The following is a 24,503-nucleotide window of genomic DNA, read 5'->3' as shown; positions in this document are numbered from 1 at the left end:
GAACCAAAACTCGGAGGTACCTATGGAAATTTTACCACTAATATTTACCCTAGTCATTTTCTCAATCGGTGTGTTGGGCACCCTGCTACCTGTTATACCAGGCCCTGCCTTAGTATTCTTTGGCATGGTTCTTTACGGCATATTAACTGAATTTGCATCACTTGATCTTGATTTTTATGTATTGCAGCTAATCGCCTTGATAATCGCATCCCTAATAGATAATGTTTCTTCAGCAGCAGGAGCAAAGATTTCAGGAGGCAGCAAACAGGCTGTCATGGGGGCGCTGGCAGGCACCTTTATAGGCTTGGCAACCTTGGGCCCCATTGGCATTGCAGTAGGGCCATTTGTTGGTGCAGTATTGGTGGAAATCTTAAGAGGAAAAAGGCCTTTTGACGCTGTCAAAATAGGCATAGGCACTTTAATAGGATTGTTGGGTGGAGTTGTATTGAAGCTTATTATCGTTTTTGTCATGATTGCAAACTTCTTTGTGGCTGTATTTTGAGGCAACGTCAGGTATACCCGCCGTTGCCTCACTAGGATTAATAATCAAACAGGTTTCCATGCCAAACCCACATAATGGGTGTTTATATTGCCCCCAGCAGTCTTTATCACAACCTTTTCAAGCTTCTCTAATTGCAGATCATATATATTTGAGATCTTTTCAACTTCAACTTCCAGTTCTTTCTCAAGCTCTCTTAGCTTTTCTTCTACAGATATTAAAGTTTCCCTTGCCTGGTCTACTCCCTCGCTTTTAAGCGCCCGGCCTGTACTCTTGACTGCAGTGCCCACTTTGGATATTGATGTTGCCGTCAGTGCTTTTTTACCGAACAGCGATCCCAACAAAGCCGTTCCGGCTGAAACCGCTGCTTCCATTTTCCTCTGGTTAGCCATGGCATTTTGTTTTTCTAATGTCTGCCTTGCCCTTCTTTGCCTGTCGTCAAGCACATCAATCTTGGCTTGGTATTTCTTCTTCAAATCTTCTACAGCCTTATCCCTACCTTCATGCATTAAATGCTGCAGCCTAATTTTAAAATCTCTTTCATCTTCCTCAGGGTTTGAAATCACTTTCAAAGTTGGACTATACAGCAGTTCAAGCTGGCATTCATTCCTTAAAAATTGTTCCAGCATCTGTTTCCACTTGCCGTAGATTTTAGAATCCGATGCCAGTGCAGGTAACACCATGTATGAGCTATCCTCATTCGGTTGCTTCATTAATTCATTCAATTCATATTTCAAATCCTCAGAGTTTCTCCATTCTAAAGCTATCGGACCTTCGCTGATCTCAGACAACAGCGAGAATCTCCTTGAAGTATTTATGTTGTATTTGGCACTAACATAATTCACATCTGCGACTCCCAGAACAAATGGTTTGTACACGGTTTTTTCACCAGCAATATTCTCTTCTGGAAGGTAAAGTTGTTCTATTCCCGGAGGAAGAACCGGCCTTGACAGAATCGTTGGCTGTTTTGTCTCATTCACTTTATTTTCATTTAGCCTTTGAGCTTGATATTGGTCATTTAAAACTGATTTTTCACCCGTTAGAAGCTTAAGCTGCTTTCTTGTCATTGGTCCTGCCAAATAAGACAGTACCCATCTGGTAGTAAATATTGAAGGCTCATCCCTGTGTACGCTATGGAGATAAAAGACCCGCTGACCCAGTCCTGACAAAATCCTTTCAGTTTTCTTCTTGTCAAAATTCCCACCGGCGGCTGCGCCTTCAAGCCCGTCTATGACCCTTGCCTTGTCTCTTTCTGTCTGAAGCCTGCCGATAAACCACGTTCCCGCATTTGATAGTGCCTTATAATCCAAATCAACAGGATTCTGCGTGGAAAGTACCAAGCCTAATCCAAAAGCCCTAGCCTGTTTTAGCAAAGTTAAAAGCGGTGCTTTTGACGGAGGATTTGCCGTCGGAGGCAAATACCCAAAAACCTCGTCCATGTAGAGTATGGCTCTTAAGCTACCTGTACCCGGTTGACTTCTTGTCCATGCCACAATTTCGTTTAACAGCATGGTTACAAAAAACATCCTTTCTTTGTCCTGCAAATGGGCTATCGAAAAAACAGAAATCTTAGGTTTTCCCTTTTCATCATACATAAACTTGTCTACATCAAGCTCCTCCCCCTCCATCCAGGCTTTAAAAGACGGGGATGCCATTAGGTTGTTGATTTTCATCGCAAAATCAAACCTGTCTTTCCCCGGGTAAAAATTTTCGATATCGATGACTCCTACCTTCTGAATTGGGGGCTTTTGGATGGATGTTATGAGATCTTCCATTCTCAAGTCACGATTTAAGCTCCACTGGTCTTCAATGATATTTGACAGCAATATATATTCTTTGCTGCTTAGGGGATCAGATTCCATACCTAGGATCGCCAAAAGACTGGTAACCGTGGTATGAATTTTTTCCCTGTATGCGTCACTATCTTCTTTAACTTTCATGTTGGGACACTTTAGCGAACTTAACACCGATACGCTTTTCCCCGCTGAGCTTCCCGGAGTATATACTTCAACGTCTGCTGACTGTTTTAGCATTTTTATTCTTTCTTCATTTTGGTTCCATTCGGATAAACCCTTTCTCCACATATCAGCCTGATATACTGAGTATTCCGCTACGCTCATACCCTTGTTTTCAGCTTCGGTTTCATTAATCCAAGGAGCAAAATCTTCCGGCTTAAGGTCAGGAAAAGTCAGTGCCATATTTCCTAAATCGCCTTTTGGATCGATAGCAATCACTGGTATGTTGTCTATCGCAGCTTCTTCTAAAAGGCCTATGCCCAGTCCGGTCTTTCCACTTCCGGTCATTCCTATTATGACAGCGTGGGTAGTAAGGTCTTTTGATTTGTATAATACAAGCTCATCTGATATGCTGGCTTTTTCGACATCATATTCCTTGCCAATATAAAATACACCCATTTTTTCATAGTCCTGCATGGTGCTTCCCCCTTTATTTGATTGACTTCATTTTTTAATTCTTATAGGTTAATTATATCCATTTTAAGCACAAATCAACATAAGAAAATCCACTGACCATAAATTCAATATCGCCAGTGGATTTCACTTAATTTCAATCTAACTTCTCACTCCACAAACCTCTGCCTTCATGTCTAGCTTTTTTCTCAGCTTCGATAAACATTTCGGCATGTTTTACATCCGGAGGGTACGTAACTGCATGGGCGTAAACTATTCTGCCGGCTCCCACTTGCATCTGACTGGAGAGACTATCGCATTTTCTTTTTTAAGCTCCTTGAAAGCCTTGTCGATTTCTTTTCTGTCCAAGCCAGTAAGCTTTTCTACTTCCCCTGCGCTTACCGGCTTTGCTGCTTCTTTCATAGCCTTTATAACATCTTCTTTAACGCTCATATTGTTTCACTCCTATTAATTTTATTTGAAATCTAGTTATACCCTGAAAAGCGAGATTTAAAACTATGCTGCTATCATAACATCTCACTCTATTCCATTTATCTTGAAATATACAACCATATTGCTCTCAATCAGCTTTCTTGTCATAAGCTCTTTGAACTCTAGCGATTTAGTTTTACCTTCATAGCGCAGCCTCTCCAGTTCCTTTGAAATTTTATCCTGATTTTTCACCAACAATTCATACATATCTTCAAATTTAGCCAGTCGATCTACGGCTTCACCACAATATCCGATGTCGGTCTTTTTAATCAACTCACCGTTTTCTATATAGGATTTGCCGTCGCGTTTGACAATGTATCTATCCAAATTCATCCCTCTTTCGATATCATGCTAAATTCTATCCTTAGAATGCGCTATCTTAATCAGTTCATTCATTTTTCTGTTAAGCTTAGATACGGGAAGTCCTACGATGTTATTATAATCTCCTTTTATCCACTTGACCCATAATCCCGCTTCTTCCTGAATGCCATACCCTCCGGCTTTGTCCATTGCTTTGCCGGATTTTATATAATTATTCACTTCAATCTCCATCTGTTCATTCCACTTGTAGAACCTGACTTTTGATACAGACACGAAACTCTCTTCAATGAGGCCGTATTTCAAACTAACACCGGTGATAACGATGTGAGTTTTTCCAGCTAGGCTCCTGATCATTTCGTATGCATCATTATTGCCACTTGGTTTCCCCAATATTTTGCCCTCCGATACAACAACCGTATCTGCGCCTATGACGAGGGCATCCCTAAAGTTCTTGTGGACTGCCTCAGCTTTTGAATCCGCCAGCTCTAGCACGAGATTCTTTACATCCATCGCAAATCCTTTTTTACTTGTTTTCATAATTTTTTCTGCTATTTTCTTTTCATCTACTTGCGCAGGAATTACGTCAAATTCGTTTACAAACAACTTAAGCAGCTCTTGTCTCCTAGGCGACTTGCTCGCCAATATTATTTTAGGGTTCAAACCTTTCCCTCCTTCTATCTAGCATCTTCGCGTTTGAGTCTGTTAAGCCTTAGCTTTATCAAAACTATCAATACAATAGCCGACATGGTCAACACCAGGAAATGATTTGTCTCAAGTGCCTGCGAGCTGAGCAAATTCATCCCATGGGTCGCCGGAAGCAGGTATCCTGCATATTCTAGAATCTTTGGCAACATATCCGCTGGAAACATTATTCCCGACAACATCATAGAAGGCAAAAATATTAACTGAGCGTACATCGTAAGCTTTGATGAATTTTTAGCATATAAGCCAAGCAGTATCCCTAAAAGCAAGGTTGCTGTCAAGAAAACGCTAAACCCGGTAATGAACAACCAAATATTCTCGGGAACTACAGACTTGAACGCTAGCGGAGATACAAAATATATTATGCAGCTAACTACCGAAAGATTCAAAAAACCTGATAGGAAGCTCGATACCACAATAGCATCCATTGGAATACCCGCTGATTTAAATGATTTTCGTAAATCATTTTGGAAATATTCCATTATCGATCCGGGTGTCCCTATCAATGCCCCCATCGTAACTGAAAAGATAACCATGCTTGGAATCAAAGTAGTTCTCGATTCGGGCATTATCGATGTGAAAACCGCTCCCATGACACCGAAAAATAAAAGGGGCACCAGATAATTCGTTATAAGTATGTCCATGCTTTTAAGATCGAGTTTTGTCTTCAAATACAACGTGTATAAAAATGCTTTCATATCACTTATCCTCCCTTGCAATTTCAATAAACCGTTCTTCCAGCGTGGGTTTGTCGATTATGAGATCCAACAGTTCAAGATTGTTTTCTTTTAGGTAGCTCACTATCTCGCTTAAACCCTCTAGCAAATCCGCTGCGGCAAATCTGTAATAACCTTCTTTTAAGTCTTTTAAAACTACGTTCTTTAACAGCTTGGCTTCAATTTTGCCGGATGGCTTTATTTTAATCAGCGTATCCCGTCTTACCTCCAAGATTATTTCATTCGGCGTTCCAATTTTTTTTATTTTTCCTTCCACTATTATACCCACTCTGTCGCACAAGGCTTCAACCTCAGCCATGTCGTGGGAAGCCAACAAAATGGTAGCTCCTTTTTCCTTAAGCTCTCTAATCTCTTGATGCAAAGCTACCCTTGCTTCTACATCTAAACCAGCAGTAGGTTCATCTAAAAATATAATCTTTGGTTCACATGCCAAGGCTAGTGCAAGGTGGAGTCTTCTTTTTTGTCCAGTGGACATAGCCCGATACTGTTTATTTCCCATTTCTTTTAAACCGAAAGTCTCCAATAGATCATACCTAGGATTTACTTTGTTCCAGACACAAAACAGCTCCATAGATTCCTTGACTGTGATATTTGAAGGCAATGACGACGATTGAAGCTGTATCCCTATGAGTTTCCTCTTTGCAGCTTCATCGGGATTTAAGCCCATAATCGATATGCTGCCTGAATTAAATCCTCTTAGTCCCTCCATACATTCCATGGTAGTCGTTTTTCCGGCGCCATTTGGCCCCAGCAGCCCGAATATCTCATTTTTCCGAACTTCAAAGCTGATTTTTTTTAGCACTTGATTTTTTCCGTAGCTCTTAGTAAGATCTTCAACTTTTATCATTTTCTTTATCCTCCTTCACCGTTGGAAAAACCAATAGATTTTTTTCAAAGCAGTAAGTCAACACTTCACTGATGTAGTCTTCAGCTTCCTTATAGGTATTCATGAATTCCGAATTCTCAAAGCTGCCCTCATCAGTCATTTGAGTCATCTGCTGCAGCATTTTAATGTCCCCACCGGTAAACTCCATTATTTTCTCCCACCATCTTTCTGCAAAATCAATTGACTTTGAATCGTGGCAGCTGGTATTTTCCCTTTTTAACACTATTGCTTCTTCACATAATCTTTGCATGTATCTCGTATATTTCTTTCCCTTGTCGTCTTTAAACCTGTCTTTGATCTTGCTGTATGTTTCCTTGTCAAAGTGTTTTACTACCCAAAAGTTTTCATCGTCGTTTCTTAGCAACGAGAGAATCTCTACAAGCATCTCCCAGTCCAAATCTTTCATGAGCATCATTTCATGTCTGAATTTCTTGATAATCTCGTATCTGGCATTTAGCTTTTGGATTTCATTTTCAATTCTAGTTTCCTGTTGCTTGAGATACTTGTCAATTTCTTCAGCTCCATTCGAAGGAATCAATCTTTCCTTTATTTCTGTTAGGGTAAATCCCAGTTCCTTAAGGCTTACTATTTGGTGAAGAGTCATGTAATCCTTAAAGGAATACAGCCTCCTTCCGCCTTCAGAAATTTCATTTGGTGCCAGCAACCCGATTTTGTCATAATACTGTACAGTTCTTACTGATACGTTCATTTTTTTTGCTATTTCACCTGTAGTCATAAGATTATTTTTTCTCATATACTTCACCTCACCTACATAATACTACGTTACGCAACGTCATAAGCAAGTGTTTTTTTAAAAAAACATATACAATTCTATAAATAGTTAATATAATACAGTATGCGTAGTATTAAAACCATCGGAAAGAAGGATGAAAATGGATTATTTGTTTTTGGCATTGGGGTTGATGATGCTTGTTAAAGGTGCCGATTTCTTTGTGGAAGGTTCTTCCAGTATCGCAAAGCTTTTAAATATCCCTCCCATATTGATAGGACTCACCATTGTTGCATTTGGAACCAGCTCTCCTGAAGCTGCAGTGAGTATATCTGCTGCTGTAAAAGGTACTGGAAGCATAGCTCTTGGCAATATAATTGGGAGCAATATATTCAACGCTTCGCTGGTGGTGGGTGTAACTGCTTTTATTTATCCTCTCAAAGTACAAAGACAGACAATAAAAAAAGAGATACCATTGGCTCTCCTTGCTAGCATAATGCTTATTGTTACTATTTCAGATGTTTTTCTGCAGGGCTTTGGAGAAAACATCATAACTAGATCCGACGGACTGATGCTTCTCGGGTTCTTTTCTATATTTTTGTATTACGTTTATGAATTAGCAACCCACAACAGTGAAATGACCGCCGAAAATAGTGTAACTCATCGCTCAAGCACAGTAAAAATCGCAACATATACTATTGGGGGATTGACCGCTATTATCTTTGGAGGAAACCTTGTAGTAAACAGCAGCATCACCATCGCTCTCAATCTCGGAATGAGCCAAACTTTGGTAGGTTTAACGATAGTGGCTATAGGAACATCTCTTCCAGAACTTATAACTTCTATTACGGCAGCCAGAAAAAAAGAAAGCGAAATTGCTCTTGGAAATATTGTCGGCAGCAACATATTCAATATACTTTTTATACTTGGCGCATCTTCGGTTATTTCTCCATTAGATGTTGATCCTAAAATCTTTTTGGATGCTTTTGCAGCTATTTTAATAACTTTTGTATTATTGATTTTTTCATCAAGCCATAAGAAAATCTCAAAGAAAGAAGGAGCCTTTCTTCTTTTAGTATATATTGGATATACCGTTTATATCGTTTTGAGAAACTGATTTGCTATACATGTCAGAAATATCCATCTTGATTGCAACATAAAAATGTGTTACAATTGTATTACAATAAAGAGGGAGAGATATTTATGTTAAGTGTTCGATTAAGCAAAGATGAAGAAAATCTCATAAAAAAATTCGCTAAATTCAACAACATGTCCTTATCAGAATTTGTTAGATCTACATTGTTAGATTCCATTGAAGATCAGTATGATTTAGAAATTTTTGAAAAAGCTTGGAATGAAATGGAGTGTACTTATACCCTAGAGGAAACAAAGAAAGAGTTAGGCTTATAAAAATGCATTATAAGGTCGTGATTTCAGACAAATCCTTAAAACAATTAAAAAAACTTGATTCTGCCGTACAGCGCTTGATAATTAATTTCATAGAAAAAAATTTAGAAGGATCTATAGATCCTAGATTGTTGGGAAAGGGTTTAAAAGGAAATCTCAAAGGCATTTGGCGCTATAGAGTCGGAGATTATAGATTGTTAGCTAAAATCGAAGATGAAAAGTTGATTATCGTATTTGTAGATATAGGACATAGAAAAAATATTTATACCATAAATAAGTTTTGATTTGAGGTAACCAATGCGAATTTTAATAGACGGGGACGGATGTCCCGTAATTGACGAAACAATTAAAATATCTAGTTCATATAACTTTGAGTGCCTGATCTTGTGCGACACCTCCCATGTTTTTGAACGGGCTGGAGCCAAGACCCTCACATTTTCAAAAGGAGCAGACAGCGTGGATTTTGCTCTTGTAAACCTGTTGGAAAAAAATGATATAGTCGTGACCCAAGATTATGGTCTTGCTGCGATGTGCCTAGCGAGAAATGCTCTTCCCATAAACCAAGACGGAATGGAGTATACATCTGATAACATCGATTCGCTCCTGCTTGCAAGGCATACGGCAAAAAAAATCAGAAGCTCAGGGAAACGGCTTAAAGGGCCTAAGAAAAGAACCAAGGAACAAAATAAGGTTTTTGAGGACAGGTTGAAAGGATTGATTGACAAACTATCTTTATGATTTTAATCCTACAGGTTATCCTCAAATACCAATGGAATACTATCAAGTTAGTTTTAAACTCTTGATCTTCCTCCCGCCAAAATTCTTAAAACTTCTTGAAACTTAGGCAGTGAATATCCATAAAACATTTTATAAGATGCACAGAAATAGTTTGTTCGAATTTCTTTTGTAGTGTCGTAGTGCCTCTGGCAGCCGCCTCTGCATATGCTGAAAAACTCACAGCCATCACATTCCTTGCGTATAGAAATTGACTTTTCCACAAAGTTTTTGCCTATTTCACTAGACAGTACCGAATCTAAAGTGTCTTCCTTTATATTTCCCATTCTGTAATCGTCAAGAACGTAAAAATCACATGGATATATGCTGCCATCTGCTTCTATCACTGTATTCACTGAACAAATCCCATTCATATCACAGGATTCGGCTCTATGACCTGATAAAATCTGAAGTATATTATCGAACATCCTGATGCTTACCATTCTCCCGTTTTTAAAATCCTTATACCAAAGATCAAACAGCTTTATCAGAAATTCTCCGTACATTTTTGGAGTTAAAGAATAAGGGTTCGTTCCATGTTCTCCGAACATGTGGTCAAGACAGGGTATGAATTGCATATAATGAAATCCTTCCTTTGCAAAAAAACCGTATACCTTTTGAACGTGCCTTGCAACAGGCTTTGTTACCACAGTGAGTATGTTGTATTCTACTTTGTACTTGTCCATTATTCTTGCCGCTCTCATTACATCTCGAAAGCTTCCAGTGCCTTTTACGTCAATCCTGTTTAAATCGTGTATGTCTTTAGGACCATCCAAGGATAGTCCAACAAGAAATCTATTTTCCGACAAGAATTTTGCCCAGTTTTCATCTATAGCTACTCCATTTGTCTGTAAAGAGTTTTGCACCTTTATCCCATTGGTGTTATATTGATTTTGAAGTTTTATAAAGGTCTTGAAAAAATCAAGGCCTGCAAGAGTAGGCTCACCTCCCTGAAAGGCAAAACCAACGTGGTACTCGCCGTATTCAAAGGCTTTTTTAACTATTGCCTCAAGGGTGTCCTCTTTCATTATGCCATAATTTGCTATATCTCTATTTTCAGCTGTATCGTAATAGAAGCAGTATTTACACCTTAGATTGCAGCTGCTTGACGCAGGTTTTATAAGCATTGTTATTGCCGGCATTTATCTCACATCCTATTTTTTATTTATTAGCCGCGTTCATTTTTTCTACATGTTAAACTACTAAAATAAAATCATAATTACTAAAGAAAAAGCTCCTAGCACTATTATATTAATCACATCGTGTATCTTTAGCTTTTGCATTATGTAGATAAGCAAAAAACATCCTAGAAATATTGTAAGTGAAAATATGTTGCCTAATCCAGACCCGTGGATTATATGCAAAGATTCATTTATCATTGCAAGCATGGTAGATACCAACAGCCCGCACACTACAGGAAGTATCCCTTGTGAAAGCCTCCTGAAAAACTTCATATGGGCAAACTTTGCATATATTTCGTGCAAAAAGCTAAATACAGACATTGTAGCTCCGATTCCTATCGCAAAGCCTAACGTGGCAGTCATATAGCCTGCAAACTGACCGCTTTCCTGAAGACCTACTATATAGCCAACTCCGGATAGCATCTTTACCAGTATCGGCCCCGGAAGAGCGTTTGCTATTGGGACTATCTGGCCATAAAATTCTCCGGGGGTTACGTAGCCTCCACCTACAAATATTCCGTCGGCGACAGTTAGATATGCTTCGCCACCGCCAAAAGAAGTTACCGTTGAGATTATTCCATTTAACATAAATGCTGTCGTATCAACAGATAGTATTCTGGTTATTATGTATAAGATAATTATCAGCCCCAAAAAATAACTAGACTGCTTAAGAGGCTTTAATAAATTCACCTTATCCCCTGTGGTTTTAATCTTCCTTGACTCGGCATATATGAACAGACAAATCATCAGAAATATCAGAATCTTGATTGCTGTAAATACAGGTCCGGGAAGGCTGAATGTCTTTCCGGCGAAAAGTACGAACATTGCAGAAAAAACCATCACTGCTATGCTTCTAGCGCTTTTTAAAGTGGATCCAAGCCCTGCTATCAAAAAAAATGTTATAAGAAGAAGATCAATGGTAGAAATATCTAGGATCGGTGTTGCCAGTGATGGAGGAAGATCTCCTATGACTTGTGTGAACACTCCCCTTATTTCTTTGCCGAAGGTCACGATTGTCGTCAAAGCTATTATGAATATTGCCTGTTTTGAAAATTTCTGCTTCTTTGCAGTCTTCAAGACTTTTGATATGTAATGTGTCAATAAAAATAATATAAATGCAGTTACCCCAATTGATACGTATTCAACGTAGTGAAGAAACTCTGAGCTTAAGATAGATATCATGGAAAGTAATATTACAGTTATAGCCACCCCGGGGAATGTCACTGCATAAGAACCGAGCACCATTCCCAAGTTTCCAGCCAAATGCTCTCCTGCCGCCCCGCCTAGCTTAACTGGCAGCGCTCCGGGAGTAATATTAGCCGTTATAGTATGCTGAAGGTAGGTTTCCTTATCTAAAAGCTTCTTCTCTTCTACCATCTCTTTTTCAATTATCGGTATCAGCGCACTCCCTCCACCAAAACCTATCAATCCTACTTTTAAAAATGATCCTAGTAATTTTTTTATAATACCTTTTGTTTTTTTCATCTTTCATCTCCTTGCGTCCTATTGAATCTATAATGAAAATGATCCGAGTTTCACGATTAAAACTGCTTTTGGTTATTAGAATAGCACACTTAACTTCCTCTAATCAAAGAAGATAAGTGTGCTTAATATTATTATTTTATAATTTATTTATTATACTGGCATTATAAGCTGCACCAAATCCATTGTCTATGTTCACCACGCTTATTCCGCTAGCGCAGCTGTTTAGCATTGTAAGAAGCGCAGACAAACCTCCAAAGCTTGCCCCGTAGCCGACGCTTGTAGGCACTGCTATTACCGGCTTATCGACCAAGCCTCCAACTACGCTTGCCAGGGCGCCTTCCATACCCGCCACTACTACGATAACCTTGGCATTCCTAATGAAGTCCATTCTTGCCATAAGCCTGTGTATACCTGCGACTCCCACATCTGTAACCTTTTCGACTTTATTTCCAAGTATCCTAGCAGTTTCGTAAGCTTCTTCAACAACTGGAAGATCGCTTGTGCCAGCAGCGACTATTGCTATATAGGACTCAGTCTCTTCAACCGGTCTAACCTGAACGGTTATCACTCTTCCAAGTTCGTTGTATTTTGCTTGAGGGCAAACTTCAAGCAACGCTTCGTACATCTCTTTGGTTGCGCGAGTCGCGAGTATATTGTTGTTACGAGTAATCATATATTCTGCGATTCCTCTTACCTGGTCAACGGTTTTACCAGCACAATAAATCACTTCTGGGTACCCGTTTCTAATCTCTCTATGGTTGTCAATGGTTGCATAGCCTAGGTCCTTATAAGGCAGTTCCGAGAGCATCTTTATACCTTCATCTATGCCTGTTTCTCCGTTTTTAACGTCTACTAATAATTTTTCTAATTCTTTTTTATTCATTTTTATCCCTGCTTTGCATATGATTTTGCATGACCAAGTCTACATCTCGGCTAAATACACTCTTAATACATTAGGAATCTCAAATTCTTTTGTCCCGAGTCCATAACCCGTTTTAGATATCTTCATATCTAAGTTCACAAATGTCTCTGCATTTGATGCCAAAATAGCAGCTCCCGTTGGAGTAGTCGTTTCACTATCGACCAATCCTGTTTTAACAGGCACTCCTTTAAGTATCTCTACAGTTGCAGGAGCGGGAACGGGTATGACTCCATGGGCACAATTTACAAAGCCTCCACCAAGCTGTACAGGCGATGAGTAAATCCTGTCTACATCTAGTGCTTCAAAGCAAATAGCGGCTCCCACTATATCCACTATAGAGTCTATTGCGCCTACCTCATGGAAATGAACTGCCTCCATTGATTTTCCGTGTACTTTGCCTTCTGCTTTTGCAATGACTCTAAACATATCTTTGCTTTTTGCTTTGACAAACTCACTCAATTGACTATTATCGATTATTTCATCTATATGTCTTAAATGCCTGTGCGCATGATCATGTTTGTTCATTATAACATATGCTTTGGTTCCGGTGATTCCATTTTTTATTTCTTTATCGAACTTAATCTCAAACTCATCTTTTATACTTAACTTGTTAAGCTCACTTTTCAGATATTCAGCATCGACCCCAAGATCAACCATAGCTCCAAGGTTCATATCTCCGCTGATACCACAAAAACAATCATAATATAAAATTTTCATAATAAAGCTCCGTTCTTAAATTTCAACTTTAAGGGAATAGCTAAGCTATTCCCTTAAAGCACTTATCCTGTATACACTTCGTCTTTCATCATAAGGTGAGCGCTGGACAGCTTAAATGTCATTGGAAGTGCAAGTATATTTGGTTTATCCCCAACGTATTTTTTCGCATCTTCAAGTGCTTCTTCGAAGCTAGCCCTCGTCTTCATGCCCATTCCTCTAGCATAACCGGGCTCGTGTGCTCCTACAATGTATATAGCTGCAGTATTTTTTTCTGCGATATGTCCGCAGCTGATCATAGAGAACGCATGGTACGGATGATATCCGTATGCAAATCTATATTTCTTTATATACTCTTCATTGTGGCTTAAGTATTCTCCATACTTTTCCAAATCAGGTAACTGGTTATTAAAATCCTTTTGGAACATGTTGTAGACTTCTCTGTACGCCGGAAACTCCTCGTCGTGGAAGTATCCGTTGCATGTAGAAGCACAGATTACAACGCAATTGTCACTTAACACTCTCTTATGTCTGATTATTTGAGCCGAGATAGCCTGAAGCATGAATATAGGGTTTGTTCCCATACCATTTCCGTAATGGAAAAACTGCGGCATTCCAAATACCATCACATCGTATTTCTTCTCTGCCCAAGGCACATACGTTCTCTTATCCGCCTCTTTCCAAGACTCAGGTTGCATCTCTTTGCCATATCCAGAAAACACAGCTATTTGTCTGGATTTAGTATCCAGCACAGCATCGCATATGAAGAATTTCTTATTCATGCATTTTTCCATGTGTTGTCCAATTTCATCAAACTTTCTTCTCATCAAGGATTTCCCGTTAACAGGTACAAAGTCATTTCTGTGCATAACATGTGGAACATGATGACCCGCAATAGACTTCCAATGCGTAAGACCTGTAGAGCAGTGCTTGTAGCCTCCTGAGTATCCTCCATATGGATTACCTTGAGTATGCCCTATCAGTACTGTTAAATCTGATTCATAGACATCTTTATTCATTATTACTCTATCGTGCGCTTCTGTATACCCTAAGTCTACTAAATTATCCCAATCTTCGCTATCATGGTTAGCTATCTGGCCTGAACGCCAAAATTCAAAGAAAACTTCATCTCCTAAGATTTCTCTTATCTCATGCTTCTTATTTTTTCTGTGAAGCCCATTTGAACATATAAGCTTGATATCCTTTTTTTCGACTCCGGCTTTATAACATTCATCTAGGATTATCGGTATGGAAACCTTCCTGTGAGCAGTCTCTTGTGTTCCACCTTTTACCCTGTCCGGGAAAACTATTACAACTTTTGAACCTTTCTTTACAAGTTTGCTTATGGGATCCATCCCTATTGGATTAAGGATTGATTCTTTAGTTGCTGTGTGTATATCTTCAATAAAGTCAGGATCTTTGACAGTTACTCCAGGTATAAACACATCAGTGTTGTCCGGAAGGTTTGCTTCCATAGTTCCGTGCCCATATTCAAATTCCAGTTTCATTTTCTCTTCATCCTTTCGTTCTAAATGTATTTTTCAATTATTATTTTAAGATCTTCAACGTAAAATCCTATATCCCCAGTAAATTTGGTAAGTGCTACAAGTCCTCCGTCTATAGTGTCTATGCTTGATATCATCTCTGCATTTTCTTCTTTTAATCCTCCACCATAGACAACTTCTAATTCATATCCAAAAATTTCTTTTGTCAGCTCTTTTATAAGCTTTGATACATATGCTATATACTCTTTACCTGGCGGAGTTTTTCCTGGACCAATTGCCCAAATAGGCTCATAGCCTATGACTACGCTTTGTTTTCCAGTGTACTTTTCCGTTCCTGACAACCCGTTTTCAATCTGAGATTTGAGCACTTTTTTGATTCTCTTCTGTTGCTCTTCAAAATTGCCTTCTCCACGTTCTTCTTCGGTTTCTCCTATGCAAAACAACACATCCATGCCTTGATCCATAGCGTTTAGAACTTCTTTATTCACTATTTCATCGACAGTTCTTGCTGCTTTTTCACGCAGAGCCTGAGAATTTTTCAATTCAGGTTCAAACATGCTCAAAATCTCTAAAATCCCTTTTCTTTCTTCTGAGTGTGCAATTATAGTGTCTTTGCACCCCATATTAGATGCAGCTGCAGCCGGCAGCTTTGTGGTAAATGCTCCAAAATTTCCACCTTTTTTAATATCATCTTTGTACACGCTTTGAGACCCTATCTTAAGTGAGGCTCTATCTTCTGATGCGTAGCTCTTTAGTTTTTCATTGGCTGTGATAATTAAAGATTCCGGGATCATGTACACGATTTGAAAACCTTCAAGCTTTCCTAACCCTAACTCGATGCTTTTTTCAACGATATTTTCAATCCATTTTTTAGGATTAGTCAAATCACATATTCCGCCCATCTCTCTGGGTACATCAAACCTCTTTAAATTAATAAATATCTTTTTCATGTAATACCCCTTTCACAATTTTTAAACTGCTATTTCTTCTTTCTCTTTTTTAAGGCTTGCAAACATTTCATTTTTATAAGCCTCTACTCCAGGTTGATCAAATGGATTTACTCCAAGCAGAACTCCTGAAATATAGCAGCTGTACTCAAACAAGTAAAAAAGCTGTCCAAAATAATATGGTGTCAGTTTTGGTATGTTGAACACCATTGCAGGTATTCCACCTTCTGAATGTGCCTTTATAGTTGCATCAAACGCCACTTTGTTAAGCTCGCTAAAATCTTTGCCATCTAAATAATCAAAATAATCTATTGTAGACTCATCTTCAGATATAGGGCATGACTCCATTTGGTCTTCTAAATTCAAGAAAGTCTCAAATAGATTCTTTTTCCCATCTTGTATATATTGTCCCAACGAGTGAAGGTCCTCACTGAAAGAACAAGCCGCTGGAAAAATCCCTTTATTATCTTTACCTTCGCTCTCTCCAAAAAGCTGTACCCACCATTTGGTAAAGTACTCGAACAGAGGCTCGAAATGAGCAAGGACTTCAACTGAATATCCTTTTTTATAAAGAATATTCCTGATTGCAGGGTATACTACCGCGGGGTTCTCCTCTAGCGGAAGTGTCTTGATTGATTTTGCCATATCCTTAGCGCCTCGAACAACCTCTCTTATGTCGATTCCCGCAACAGCCATAGGGAGCAGACCTACGGCTGTAATCACTGAATATCTGCCACCGATATCTTCTGGGAAATCATAAAATTCATAACCCTTTTCATTAGAAAGATTCTCAAGGGAGCTGCCATTTGGTGACCCTGTAGCTATGATCCTCTTAGCTGCATCATCTCTGCCATACATGGATTCCATTTTATTTCTGATCATCCTGAATGATATTCCCGGTTCAAGGGTAGCAAAATTTTTAGCTATAATATTTGCATAAACTGATTTTTCTTCGATGTCTTTTAAAACTTTATTCATATATATTGGAGACAGTGTATTTCCTGTATAAATAATTTCTGGTTTTTGTTCTTTATCAAAAGCTTTAATAGCCGCTCTTGCACCTTGATTCGATCCACCTACGCCGATTAGCAAGAAAGCATCGGAAGTTTCCCTGATATTCTTAGCAGTTTTTTCTATTCTTTGAATCAATTCTTCTCCGGCATGCTTGTCTACGTCTATCCATCCGAGTACATTTTCATTGTCTGCTTTGCCTTTAATAATATCTTCTATAACTTTTCTATTGTCTTTTATCTCGTTATTGACGTCTTCGCCTGATATAAAACTTTTTAGATACGAATAATCGATAGTAATTGACTTCATTGGTCCACTCCTTTATTTTATTCCTTTTTTATATAATTCCGCCATTTCATCAAGGGTTATCATTTCGATTTTAGGAGCATAACCAACTGAGCCAAATTCTACTATCAATGTTCCTGCAACTTCCTTTACTCCTCTTTCTATGCAGTCTAGAATCTCAATGACGTCTAAATCTTTAGTTTCCCCATACATCAACACATCTATAATAGGCGTTAGATATGCTCTTGGGTCAAATGCGTCCGGTTTCGCTTTCATTATTGACCAGATATCCTTGAGTGACTCGCTCGCTTTTTTATTTGGATTAAAGTTAAAATACTCCCTTATATTTCTTGTTATAGCAAGTCTAATATCAGTATCGATATTAATCTTTCCAATTCCATGTTTGGTCACCGATTTCAATTGATCTATAGATATTCCATAAGCATTTTGGATATTGCCTCCTAGGTCGTTTATCTCATTTACGATATACTGAGGAACGGTAGAAGATCCATGAGATACCAACGTCCCAAAGATACCTTCGTGTCTTAAGTTCTCTTTTGATGCAATTGCAATCTCTTTTCTAATCTTTGTGTCCTTGCCTTTATTTGGTCCATGAGCTGTGCCATAGGATATCGCCAAGCAATCTACGCCAGTTTTTTTGAAAAATTCACATACCTTCATAGGATTAGTGTAAGTGGACTCATTTGAAAAGATATTATCTTCAACTCCAGCAAGTATGCCAAGCTCTCCCTCAACACTTACTCCTCTCTCATGGGCGTACTTTACGACCTCTCTAGTAAGTTCTACGTTTTGATCAAATTCTAAATGAGACCCATCTATCATGACAGAAGAATAACCGTTATCTATAGCTGCCTTCACGGATTCAAAATCTTTACCGTGATCTAAATGAAGTACTACCGGAATGTCAACCTGATCTGCATATTTTTTAACAGCAGTGGCAATATTCTTTGCGCCTTTTTTCTTATCTTCAAGTGTCGCATTTAAAAAATCAGCTTTGCCACCCATAAATCCATTTGCCAAATCTGCAGCCTGCAATATTGCCGCCGATCTAAACATGCTATGAACTTCTATTACAGCTTTTGCCTGCGCTACGGAATTTACGTTAAATCCGCCATGGGCAAATCCGTATTTATTGGATGTTTCTAGTAATGGTCTTAGTGGTACGATTGGCATAAAAATTCCTCTTTTCTAATATTTTATTAACATGATCACTCCCATGATTACCATGAAAGAGTTGATAAGTCTTCTTAACACTATTTGATTAATAAGTTTGAAAATATTCAGGCCTATGTAACTGCCAATCAATATTGCAACGGAACCTATTAATGAAAGTTTTAGTACTTCAAAAGTTATGTTGCCGTATGCAGCGTTCATTGCAAATGAGCTTAATCCACTGATTAAAAAAGTTGCCTGTATAGATGCCATGTATTCTTCTTTATCATCACAAACCGAATAGAAATACGCTACTAGGGGAGGGCCTCCTACATTGGCTAAGCCTCCAAGAACACCGCTTATAGTTCCTGCTATCATGCCGTTTTTCCTGCCCGGGCTAATCGTTGTTCTTTCGCTAAATGCGGTAAAGTAAGCTGCAAATGCAATAAGTATAACTGCGAGCATCTTGAACAAGATTTTTTCATCTGCTGTTGTCAGTATCGTTATGCCTATCCATCTTCCAAACATCGCTGAGATCACCGGCCAAAGCATCAATTTGTAATTGATGCTTTTTCTAAGTTTAATAACAATACTCACCATCATGACTATCGATGCACATAGTACTGCTATCACCGCAGTTTTGAATGGCATTATTATCGGCAATAAGCTCATTGCAAAAATTGCAAAACCGAAGCCCGTAGATGATTGAATTACCCCACCAATCAGTATGATGAGAAAAAACAAGATTCCTTCAATCACTTGTTAAACCATGCAAATTCCAGTAAATCCTCACCGATAAGGGGTTTGCACCATTTGACAAAATCCTCTGTTATGCCATTTTGTTCAGCATTTATAAAGTTTTTAGGCATTATTTTTTCATTTAGCATTACTTCTTCTATGGGTATTAAAAGGGTTTTGCATTCATAATTTTTTTTAGTCCTTTCAAATCCTACCATCACACCGGTCTTTCCTTCTAAAGCAGCCTTTACAGCTTCTTTCCCTACCTGCACTGCTTCATCTCTGTCAACCTTGGACTGCAATGAAATTGACGCTCTTCCTGCGATTCCAGGCTTTTCGCTTCTAGCCTTGATACCAAGCTTTTCAATTACCAGTTGAGCTAAATGCGTGCTGACATCTCCAAAATAAACAGCTCTTTCAGACTCAAAAATCGGTTTCACTATAGGGTTTCCATCTTTGTCCTTAAGCCCTTCGCTAGCTACAACTACGACACCCCCATGTCTTTCGTGCATCCGTTGTACGTCTTCTAAAAATTTTTCTTCATTAAATGGACATTCCGGCAAATAAACAAGGTGTGGAGCATCTTCATCATTTTTTTTAGCCAATGCCGAAGCCGCAGTAATCCATCCGGCATTTCTGCCCATGGCCTCAATGATACTTACATGTATAGGCATGGATTTTACATCTTGACCTATCTCTGCAACCGTTTGGGCTATGTATCTAGCTGCGCTACCAAAGCCTGGACAATGATCCGTTACAGATATGTCATTGTCAATAGTCTTTGGTATTCCTATGACACTTATCCCATGCTCTTTTGCTTTATCGTAAAGCTTGCCGCAAGTATCCATAGTTCCGTTGCCGCCATTGAATAAAACATATTTGATTTTATACTTTTTTAAGACTTCTACCATTTTTTCGTATTCTTCTTCATACAGTGGCGTCCTAGATGTCCCAATGGCAGATGCAGGTGTCTGCAATAGCTTTTCTATTTCTTCCTGCGGAAGATCGCTAAGCAACAACAGCTTCTCATCCAGTATTCCTTGAGTGCCTCCTGCAGCCCCGTATATTTTATTGATCTCTTTATGGTTTTTGGCCTCAACCAACACTCCATATAGTGAAGAATTGATAACAGCTGTTGGACCGCCTCCATGCACAACAAGTAAATTTGAATTCATATTTTTTCTCCCTCGCTATCGACACTTTATTTTCATTATGAAATTATTATAGCATGTAAGGTATTTTATTTCAATATGAAATGAAATAAAACTAAAAAAAGATCTGGGTGATCTTTTTAGTCTATCTTTAGGATTTCTTCATATATCAACGCAGTCGCATTAAATTCTATCATGAACTCTCTTCGTGGCTTTTTGCTCCATTTGAGTTCATTTAGCTTAACATTAAAATTGTTTTTTTCTGCCTCCGATTTTAGATATTCCATCGCTTCTTCGAAGTATTCAAAAATATCACCTGACACTATAAGCATCTCAGGATTTATTAAAACATTGATATTGCTTATGGCAATAGCTAATTTAGAAAGTGCTTCATGCAGTATTTTTTTTGCAATTTTATCATCTTGGTTTGCTTTTAAGCAAATCTCCTCAAAAGAGTCAGCCTTTAGGGTCAGTCTATTATAGTCATTTTCCATGCTTGGTATAGATATATACGCCTCTAAACAACCATTCTGCCCGCACGTACATAACTTGCCGTTTTGTTCTATCTTCATATGAGCGATCTCGCCAGCATTATTATTATACCCTCTTATTATTTGTCCATTAATCAATATGCTGGAACCAACACCCTCACCGCAGAATACGCAAACTAAGTCCTCGACTCTTTCACCATTCAAATGATCTTTAAACCAATACTCTCCAAATAGCAGAACATTGATGTTGTTATCAACCCTTACGAATATTTTGTATTTTGACTCTAAGTATTGCTTAACCATTATATTCTTAATACTCTTATCCGGCGGCCAAACTTCTATTATTCCATTATCAAAATCTACGACACCCGTAGTGGCGACACCTATTCCTAAAATTTTTTTGGAATCTACTTTTGCATCAGCCAGCAAATTATCAACTTTTGATTCAATTGTCCGAAGCAAATCTTCCTCTTTAGAGATATTTAACTTCTCGGTTTCTTTGTACAAAATCTCTCTGCCCAGATTAGTCAAAACTATATGTATTTTTGACTTTGTTATGCTTATACCTATTATATACCTGGCATTTTTATTCACTTCTAGCTTAACCGGACTTCTTCCAACACTTGTCTTAATTGAGCCAACTTCTTTTATAAATTTATCTTTAATTAGCGAATTTACGATTCTTGTAACTGAAGGTGCTGATATTTTCAATTCTTTGCTTATGTCCGTCCTTGAAACAGATTCTTTTTCCCATATATAATTAAAAACTTTAATCTTATTTCTTGATTTGGTTTGAGATTTGCCTTTGTTTTCTAATTTAAGCATGTTTGTGCACCTCTTTATTTAATAGCTTGTGTGGTGTATTGCTAATACCCTTTAAGCCTACTATAAATTATATATGTCAAAAATTTGTTTGTAAAGCAAATCAGTTTCAATGATTTGAATTCAAAATCATTTTTTATAAAGCAGTTCAATAAAATCTGAATCCATTCTTTTATCTTTATTTAATGGAACGACGTCACATGTATCTAAGTAGTGTGTTAGAAGTCTTTCTTTTAACACTAATATTTCATCTTTATAATTTTCGTCATTTATTACATTGCTTACTTCTTCTGGATCGTTTCTCAAGTCATAAAATTCGTCTTCTTCATACAATCTCTTTATATATTTGTACTCTTTGGTCCTACACATCACAGCTTTGCCGTTATATGTAAATTCATTAGATAACTGTAGTGATAACCTTGGGTAGTATAGATTTTCTTCTGTCAACCCATTTGGACCGCCTGTTTCGCTACAATAAGACTCTCCTACTCTGAATCCTCCTTCAGAAAAAACCGCATCTCTTAATTCTTCTTCATTTTTTTGCAAATACGGTACCAAAGACTTCCCAAAGTGCTGGTGGGTAGTTTCTAAATCTGCAATTTCTTCAACCGTGGCATAAAAATCTATTAGCTCAACCAATTCGTCACTAATTCCTTTTCTTCTACCCATTTCCTTAGGAAGCTTAACTATAAAAGGAACATTAGTTAGACAATCTTCGAAACAATTTTGTGCTTTTTCAACCAGGCCATAATCACCTGTATAATCGCCGTGATCGCTAAATACAAATATGACAGTATTATCGTATATTCCTTTAGCTTTTAATGCATCTATTACCATTCCTGTAAAAAAATCCACTTCATTGCACATACCAAGATAAACAGCTCTTAATTCTTTATACTGCTCTTCTGTCCAGCTGTCCATGTTGAAAAGTTTGTTTAATTCTTTCTCAATTTTAGGTTTTCCCGTGAAGCCATCCGGAGGCAAAATTCTTTTTTGTATCTTGTCCCTGTTTACATTACTGTAAAAGGGATCGCTTACTTTATAAACTGGGTGCGGCAACATCAATGGCAAAAATATGCAAAACGGCTTCTCTTCATCATATTCCTGTATGAATTCTACTGCTCCTTCTGTCCAAATCCTATCCAAGTTTTTGTGTGGGGGCACCTTTCCTCTAAAAAATGAATAGTAGTTGGACTCACCTTTTTCGCCCCTCCAGTTATCTCTTGGAAGCGAATCCGGAGATTCTGGCAACCTAAAATATGTATCACAGTATTTTGCGTATTTTTCAGGATATTGTGCAGGAAACAAATCATTTCTTTGATTTAACCATACATGGTATCCACTGTTTTTAAGATTTCTTAAAAGATTAGGCTCATCATCATGGAGCATGTATTCCATGGACCTATGCCCCCTGACATGAGGATACCATCCGGTCATGAAGCTGCATCTGGAGGGCGTACACACCGGATTTTGACAGAATGCATTAGAAAAAGACACTCCTTCCTTTGCCAAGGCATCAAGGTTTGGGGTGATGCTTGCCTCGTTGCCTAAATGAGCTAAAGTATCTGCTCTCATCTGATCGGGATTTATTATGACAATGTTTGGCTTTTTTTTCATAGAATTCTCCTTAAAATATGATTCAAGGAGAGAAATTTCTTCTCTCCTTAGTTTTTACTTATACATCTGTTGAAAGCAGTGCTCGTGCTTCATCTTCCAACCTATACTCTTCTTCTCTAATTTTTCTTATCTGTTCTTCTAACTCTATTTCACCTTTTTTACTTAATGGATAAAAATACATTCCTACAACAGAGAATATATATGCTGCAATTGGAACCAATGTCATAAGATACAATATAGTTCTCAAGGTACCATCGGATTGCTGTGCCAGGCTTGCATTATACCCAGTAAAAGTAAGGATGGTTCCTGCGAAAAAAGCGCTAATGGCTTGAGCTACTTTATTCATAAATGTAAGAGTTGAAGAGATTAAGGCATTATTTGCTACACCATCTCTTACTTCAACATAATTCGCAGAATCCAATACTGCCGCACGGCTTAAGAGGTTTGTAAAGCTGAATAGGAAAGTGGTTCCTACAAGTGAAATCATTACCAAGGGCACATTCTGCCTTGGTGCTGCAAATAGTAACACTAAGGCCAGTACTATACATATTGATTCTACTACCATAATGCCGATTCTTTTACCCATTTTCTTGGCAAATGGACCTATAACGAATAGCATGATTAATGATGCCACCAAGCCAACATATCCCAAATATACCATTAAGTCCATTCTTCCACCCATATTGTACTGGAAGAAATAAATTCTCATAGAGTTTGCTATTTGAAATGCAAACATATCCGTACTAAATGCTACCAATACGCATAGTAATGCTCTGTTTTTCGCTACAGCATTAAACCTTTGGCGCATGGTTATCTTATCTCTTTTCATCTTGTCACTTGAATTAGGATTATACACATCAAGCTTGTTTACAGACATTGCCGATAATATAAATAGTATTGTTGAAACTATTGCAAATATAATCGCTACTGTAGTCCATGCACCAGGATCGTCAAGGCCGCCAAATCTTTCAAGCATCAAGATTGCTCCAGACTGAACTGCAACAGCACCAATTGCACCTAAAGTTTGGAATACGGCTTGTACTCTTGTACGTCGTGCGATACTGTTAGAAAGTATAATTGGCAGTGCTAATTGCGGTATCTGAACACATGTCCAAGTAAGTGAATAAAAAATATACGAAATATAAGCATATGCAAGTTTTCCCCCAGCACTAAGATTAGGTGTTGTAAAAAGCATTACTAGCGCTATCCCTAAAAAAGGCGCTCCAAAAATTATAAATGGTCTATATTTACCCATTTTTGTATTGGTTCTATCAACAATCATACCCATAATTGGATCTGTAAATGCATCAACCAGTCTGGCAACCATGAAAATCGCACCTGCCGCCATAGCTGATATGCCCAATATATTTGTATAGTAATACATGATGTACATTGCAACCATCATAAAGATAAGATTATTTGCCAAATTTCCTGTAGAATAAAGCCAAATGTTTTTTTCAGAAGATTCTCCTCTTCCAAGTGTTTTTGATCCCATTTTCTTCTCC

At 38.1% G+C, this 24,503-nt stretch carries 24 protein-coding genes and 1 pseudogene; 5 read left to right on the top strand and 20 right to left on the bottom strand.

All coding sequences use genetic code 11. From position 1 onward, the window contains the following. Window positions 1-22: 22 nt before the first annotated feature. Window positions 23-502 carry a DUF456 domain-containing protein gene (locus tag BUB93_RS03355; RefSeq protein WP_073269668.1) on the top strand — a complete coding sequence of 160 codons (480 nt, stop codon included), beginning with the start codon at window positions 23-25 and terminating at the stop codon, window positions 500-502. Window positions 503-546: 44 nt separating this feature from the next. Here BUB93_RS03355 and BUB93_RS03350 read toward each other — a convergent pair whose 3' ends face one another. From BUB93_RS03350 to BUB93_RS03320, 7 genes are all read right to left on the bottom strand, one after another. Next, on the bottom strand, window positions 547-2,931 hold the full coding sequence (locus BUB93_RS03350) for an ATP-binding protein (RefSeq protein WP_073269667.1): 2,385 nt from the start codon (window positions 2,929-2,931) through the stop codon (window positions 547-549). Between the two features lie 249 nt (window positions 2,932-3,180). Next, a complete protein-coding gene (locus BUB93_RS03345) occupies window positions 3,181-3,360 on the bottom strand; it encodes a transcriptional regulator (protein ID WP_073269666.1) in 180 nt (59 codons plus the stop codon). An 84-nt stretch (window positions 3,361-3,444) separates the two neighbouring features. Next, a complete protein-coding gene (locus tag BUB93_RS03340) occupies window positions 3,445-3,726 on the bottom strand; it encodes a hypothetical protein (protein ID WP_073269665.1) in 282 nt (93 codons plus the stop codon). Between the two features lie 24 nt (window positions 3,727-3,750). Next, a complete protein-coding gene (locus BUB93_RS03335) occupies window positions 3,751-4,380 on the bottom strand; it encodes a Maf family protein (RefSeq protein WP_073269664.1) in 630 nt (209 codons plus the stop codon). Between the two features lie 14 nt (window positions 4,381-4,394). Then, window positions 4,395-5,120 (bottom strand): ABC transporter permease, encoded by a 726-nt coding sequence (locus BUB93_RS03330; protein ID WP_073269663.1) that lies wholly within the window; start codon window positions 5,118-5,120, stop codon window positions 4,395-4,397. Window position 5,121: 1 nt separating this feature from the next. Then, complete coding sequence (locus tag BUB93_RS03325; RefSeq protein ID WP_341465275.1) at window positions 5,122-6,006, bottom strand: ABC transporter ATP-binding protein; 885 nt, start codon at window positions 6,004-6,006, stop codon at window positions 5,122-5,124. After that, window positions 5,993-6,799 (bottom strand): MerR family transcriptional regulator, encoded by an 807-nt coding sequence (locus BUB93_RS03320; RefSeq protein ID WP_073269661.1) that lies wholly within the window; start codon window positions 6,797-6,799, stop codon window positions 5,993-5,995. The genes BUB93_RS03325 and BUB93_RS03320 overlap by 14 nt, the downstream gene beginning before the upstream one ends. A 139-nt stretch (window positions 6,800-6,938) precedes the next feature. On the opposite strand from BUB93_RS03320, the gene BUB93_RS03315 reads away from it, so the two are divergent. From BUB93_RS03315 to BUB93_RS03300, 4 genes are all read left to right on the top strand, one after another. Continuing rightward, entirely contained in the window at window positions 6,939-7,892 is a 954-nt protein-coding gene (locus tag BUB93_RS03315; RefSeq protein ID WP_073269660.1) for a calcium/sodium antiporter, read from the top strand. Window positions 7,893-7,978: 86 nt separating this feature from the next. Next, the gene (gene relB / locus BUB93_RS03310) at window positions 7,979-8,185 is read left to right on the top strand and encodes a type II toxin-antitoxin system RelB family antitoxin (RefSeq protein ID WP_073269659.1); all 207 of its coding nucleotides are present in this window, start codon (window positions 7,979-7,981) and stop codon (window positions 8,183-8,185) included. A gap of 2 nt (window positions 8,186-8,187) precedes the next feature. After that, entirely contained in the window at window positions 8,188-8,466 is a 279-nt protein-coding gene (locus BUB93_RS03305; RefSeq protein WP_073269658.1) for a type II toxin-antitoxin system RelE family toxin, read from the top strand. Between the two features lie 13 nt (window positions 8,467-8,479). After that, entirely contained in the window at window positions 8,480-8,920 is a 441-nt protein-coding gene (locus tag BUB93_RS03300; protein WP_073269657.1) for a YaiI/YqxD family protein, read from the top strand. 53 nt (window positions 8,921-8,973) lie between these two features. Here the strand turns inward: BUB93_RS03300 and BUB93_RS03295 are convergent, their stop codons facing one another. From BUB93_RS03295 to BUB93_RS03235, 13 genes and pseudogenes are all read right to left on the bottom strand, one after another. Then, window positions 8,974-10,098 carry an anaerobic sulfatase maturase gene (locus BUB93_RS03295; RefSeq protein WP_073269656.1) on the bottom strand — a complete coding sequence of 375 codons (1,125 nt, stop codon included), beginning with the start codon at window positions 10,096-10,098 and terminating at the stop codon, window positions 8,974-8,976. Window positions 10,099-10,158: 60 nt separating this feature from the next. Further along, window positions 10,159-11,622 (bottom strand): chromate transporter, encoded by a 1,464-nt coding sequence (locus tag BUB93_RS03290; RefSeq protein WP_073269655.1) that lies wholly within the window; start codon window positions 11,620-11,622, stop codon window positions 10,159-10,161. A 136-nt stretch (window positions 11,623-11,758) separates the two neighbouring features. Beyond that, window positions 11,759-12,505 (bottom strand): nickel pincer cofactor biosynthesis protein LarB, encoded by a 747-nt coding sequence (larB, locus tag BUB93_RS03285; RefSeq protein WP_073269654.1) that lies wholly within the window; start codon window positions 12,503-12,505, stop codon window positions 11,759-11,761. Between the two features lie 45 nt (window positions 12,506-12,550). Then, window positions 12,551-13,261 (bottom strand): annotated as a pseudogene (gene larC, locus BUB93_RS03280) (nickel pincer cofactor biosynthesis protein LarC); the annotation flags it as partial. Window positions 13,262-13,323: 62 nt separating this feature from the next. After that, window positions 13,324-14,766: a lactate racemase domain-containing protein gene (locus BUB93_RS03275; protein ID WP_073269652.1), complete on the bottom strand. Its 1,443-nt coding sequence runs from the start codon at window positions 14,764-14,766 to the stop codon at window positions 13,324-13,326. Window positions 14,767-14,786: 20 nt separating this feature from the next. Continuing rightward, window positions 14,787-15,713 (bottom strand): triose-phosphate isomerase, encoded by a 927-nt coding sequence (locus tag BUB93_RS03270; RefSeq protein ID WP_073269651.1) that lies wholly within the window; start codon window positions 15,711-15,713, stop codon window positions 14,787-14,789. 21 nt (window positions 15,714-15,734) lie between these two features. Continuing rightward, window positions 15,735-17,030 (bottom strand): glucose-6-phosphate isomerase, encoded by a 1,296-nt coding sequence (locus BUB93_RS03265; protein WP_073269650.1) that lies wholly within the window; start codon window positions 17,028-17,030, stop codon window positions 15,735-15,737. Between the two features lie 12 nt (window positions 17,031-17,042). Then, a complete protein-coding gene (locus BUB93_RS03260) occupies window positions 17,043-18,200 on the bottom strand; it encodes a class II fructose-bisphosphate aldolase (protein ID WP_073269649.1) in 1,158 nt (385 codons plus the stop codon). A gap of 15 nt (window positions 18,201-18,215) precedes the next feature. Continuing rightward, a complete protein-coding gene (locus tag BUB93_RS03255) occupies window positions 18,216-18,938 on the bottom strand; it encodes a sulfite exporter TauE/SafE family protein (RefSeq protein ID WP_073269648.1) in 723 nt (240 codons plus the stop codon). After that, window positions 18,935-20,092: a 6-phosphofructokinase gene (locus tag BUB93_RS03250; protein WP_073269647.1), complete on the bottom strand. Its 1,158-nt coding sequence runs from the start codon at window positions 20,090-20,092 to the stop codon at window positions 18,935-18,937. Before BUB93_RS03250 ends, BUB93_RS03255 begins: the two co-directional genes overlap by 4 nt. Before the next feature lie 116 nt (window positions 20,093-20,208). Next, complete coding sequence (locus tag BUB93_RS03245; RefSeq protein WP_073269646.1) at window positions 20,209-21,384, bottom strand: ROK family transcriptional regulator; 1,176 nt, start codon at window positions 21,382-21,384, stop codon at window positions 20,209-20,211. A gap of 126 nt (window positions 21,385-21,510) precedes the next feature. After that, window positions 21,511-22,998 carry a sulfatase family protein gene (locus tag BUB93_RS03240; RefSeq protein WP_073269645.1) on the bottom strand — a complete coding sequence of 496 codons (1,488 nt, stop codon included), beginning with the start codon at window positions 22,996-22,998 and terminating at the stop codon, window positions 21,511-21,513. Between the two features lie 58 nt (window positions 22,999-23,056). After that, window positions 23,057-24,493 carry an MFS transporter gene (locus BUB93_RS03235; RefSeq protein WP_073269644.1) on the bottom strand — a complete coding sequence of 479 codons (1,437 nt, stop codon included), beginning with the start codon at window positions 24,491-24,493 and terminating at the stop codon, window positions 23,057-23,059. Window positions 24,494-24,503 lie beyond the last annotated feature (10 nt).

The organism is Alkalibacter saccharofermentans DSM 14828, from assembly GCF_900128885.1.
GTDB lineage: Bacteria > Bacillota > Clostridia > Eubacteriales > Alkalibacteraceae > Alkalibacter > Alkalibacter saccharofermentans.
This window is presented reverse-complemented; position numbering and strand designations above follow the sequence as displayed.

Excerpts from the sequence above, each read along its gene's own strand:
- BUB93_RS03245 (WP_073269646.1), bottom strand. The coding sequence starts at position 21,384 with ATGCTTAAATTAGAAAACAAAGGCAAATCTCAAACCAAATCAAGAAAT.
- BUB93_RS03350 (WP_073269667.1), bottom strand. The coding sequence starts at position 2,931 with ATGCAGGACTATGAAAAAATGGGTGTATTTTATATTGGCAAGGAATAT.
- relB (WP_073269659.1), top strand. The coding sequence starts at position 7,979 with ATGTTAAGTGTTCGATTAAGCAAAGATGAAGAAAATCTCATAAAAAAA.
- BUB93_RS03325 (WP_341465275.1), bottom strand. The coding sequence starts at position 6,006 with ATGATAAAAGTTGAAGATCTTACTAAGAGCTACGGAAAAAATCAAGTG.
- BUB93_RS03265 (WP_073269650.1), bottom strand. The coding sequence starts at position 17,030 with ATGAAGTCAATTACTATCGATTATTCGTATCTAAAAAGTTTTATATCA.
- BUB93_RS03235 (WP_073269644.1), bottom strand. The coding sequence starts at position 24,493 with ATGGGATCAAAAACACTTGGAAGAGGAGAATCTTCTGAAAAAAACATT.
- BUB93_RS03240 (WP_073269645.1), bottom strand. The coding sequence starts at position 22,998 with ATGAAAAAAAAGCCAAACATTGTCATAATAAATCCCGATCAGATGAGA.
- BUB93_RS03270 (WP_073269651.1), bottom strand. The coding sequence starts at position 15,713 with ATGAAAAAGATATTTATTAATTTAAAGAGGTTTGATGTACCCAGAGAG.
- BUB93_RS03275 (WP_073269652.1), bottom strand. The coding sequence starts at position 14,766 with ATGAAACTGGAATTTGAATATGGGCACGGAACTATGGAAGCAAACCTT.
- BUB93_RS03355 (WP_073269668.1), top strand. The coding sequence starts at position 23 with ATGGAAATTTTACCACTAATATTTACCCTAGTCATTTTCTCAATCGGT.
- BUB93_RS03295 (WP_073269656.1), bottom strand. The coding sequence starts at position 10,098 with ATGCCGGCAATAACAATGCTTATAAAACCTGCGTCAAGCAGCTGCAAT.
- BUB93_RS03330 (WP_073269663.1), bottom strand. The coding sequence starts at position 5,120 with ATGAAAGCATTTTTATACACGTTGTATTTGAAGACAAAACTCGATCTT.
- BUB93_RS03345 (WP_073269666.1), bottom strand. The coding sequence starts at position 3,360 with ATGAGCGTTAAAGAAGATGTTATAAAGGCTATGAAAGAAGCAGCAAAG.
- BUB93_RS03260 (WP_073269649.1), bottom strand. The coding sequence starts at position 18,200 with ATGCCAATCGTACCACTAAGACCATTACTAGAAACATCCAATAAATAC.
- BUB93_RS03250 (WP_073269647.1), bottom strand. The coding sequence starts at position 20,092 with ATGAATTCAAATTTACTTGTTGTGCATGGAGGCGGTCCAACAGCTGTT.
- BUB93_RS03290 (WP_073269655.1), bottom strand. The coding sequence starts at position 11,622 with ATGAAAAAAACAAAAGGTATTATAAAAAAATTACTAGGATCATTTTTA.
- BUB93_RS03300 (WP_073269657.1), top strand. The coding sequence starts at position 8,480 with ATGCGAATTTTAATAGACGGGGACGGATGTCCCGTAATTGACGAAACA.
- BUB93_RS03315 (WP_073269660.1), top strand. The coding sequence starts at position 6,939 with ATGGATTATTTGTTTTTGGCATTGGGGTTGATGATGCTTGTTAAAGGT.
- BUB93_RS03320 (WP_073269661.1), bottom strand. The coding sequence starts at position 6,799 with ATGAGAAAAAATAATCTTATGACTACAGGTGAAATAGCAAAAAAAATG.
- larB (WP_073269654.1), bottom strand. The coding sequence starts at position 12,505 with ATGAATAAAAAAGAATTAGAAAAATTATTAGTAGACGTTAAAAACGGA.
- BUB93_RS03305 (WP_073269658.1), top strand. The coding sequence starts at position 8,188 with ATGCATTATAAGGTCGTGATTTCAGACAAATCCTTAAAACAATTAAAA.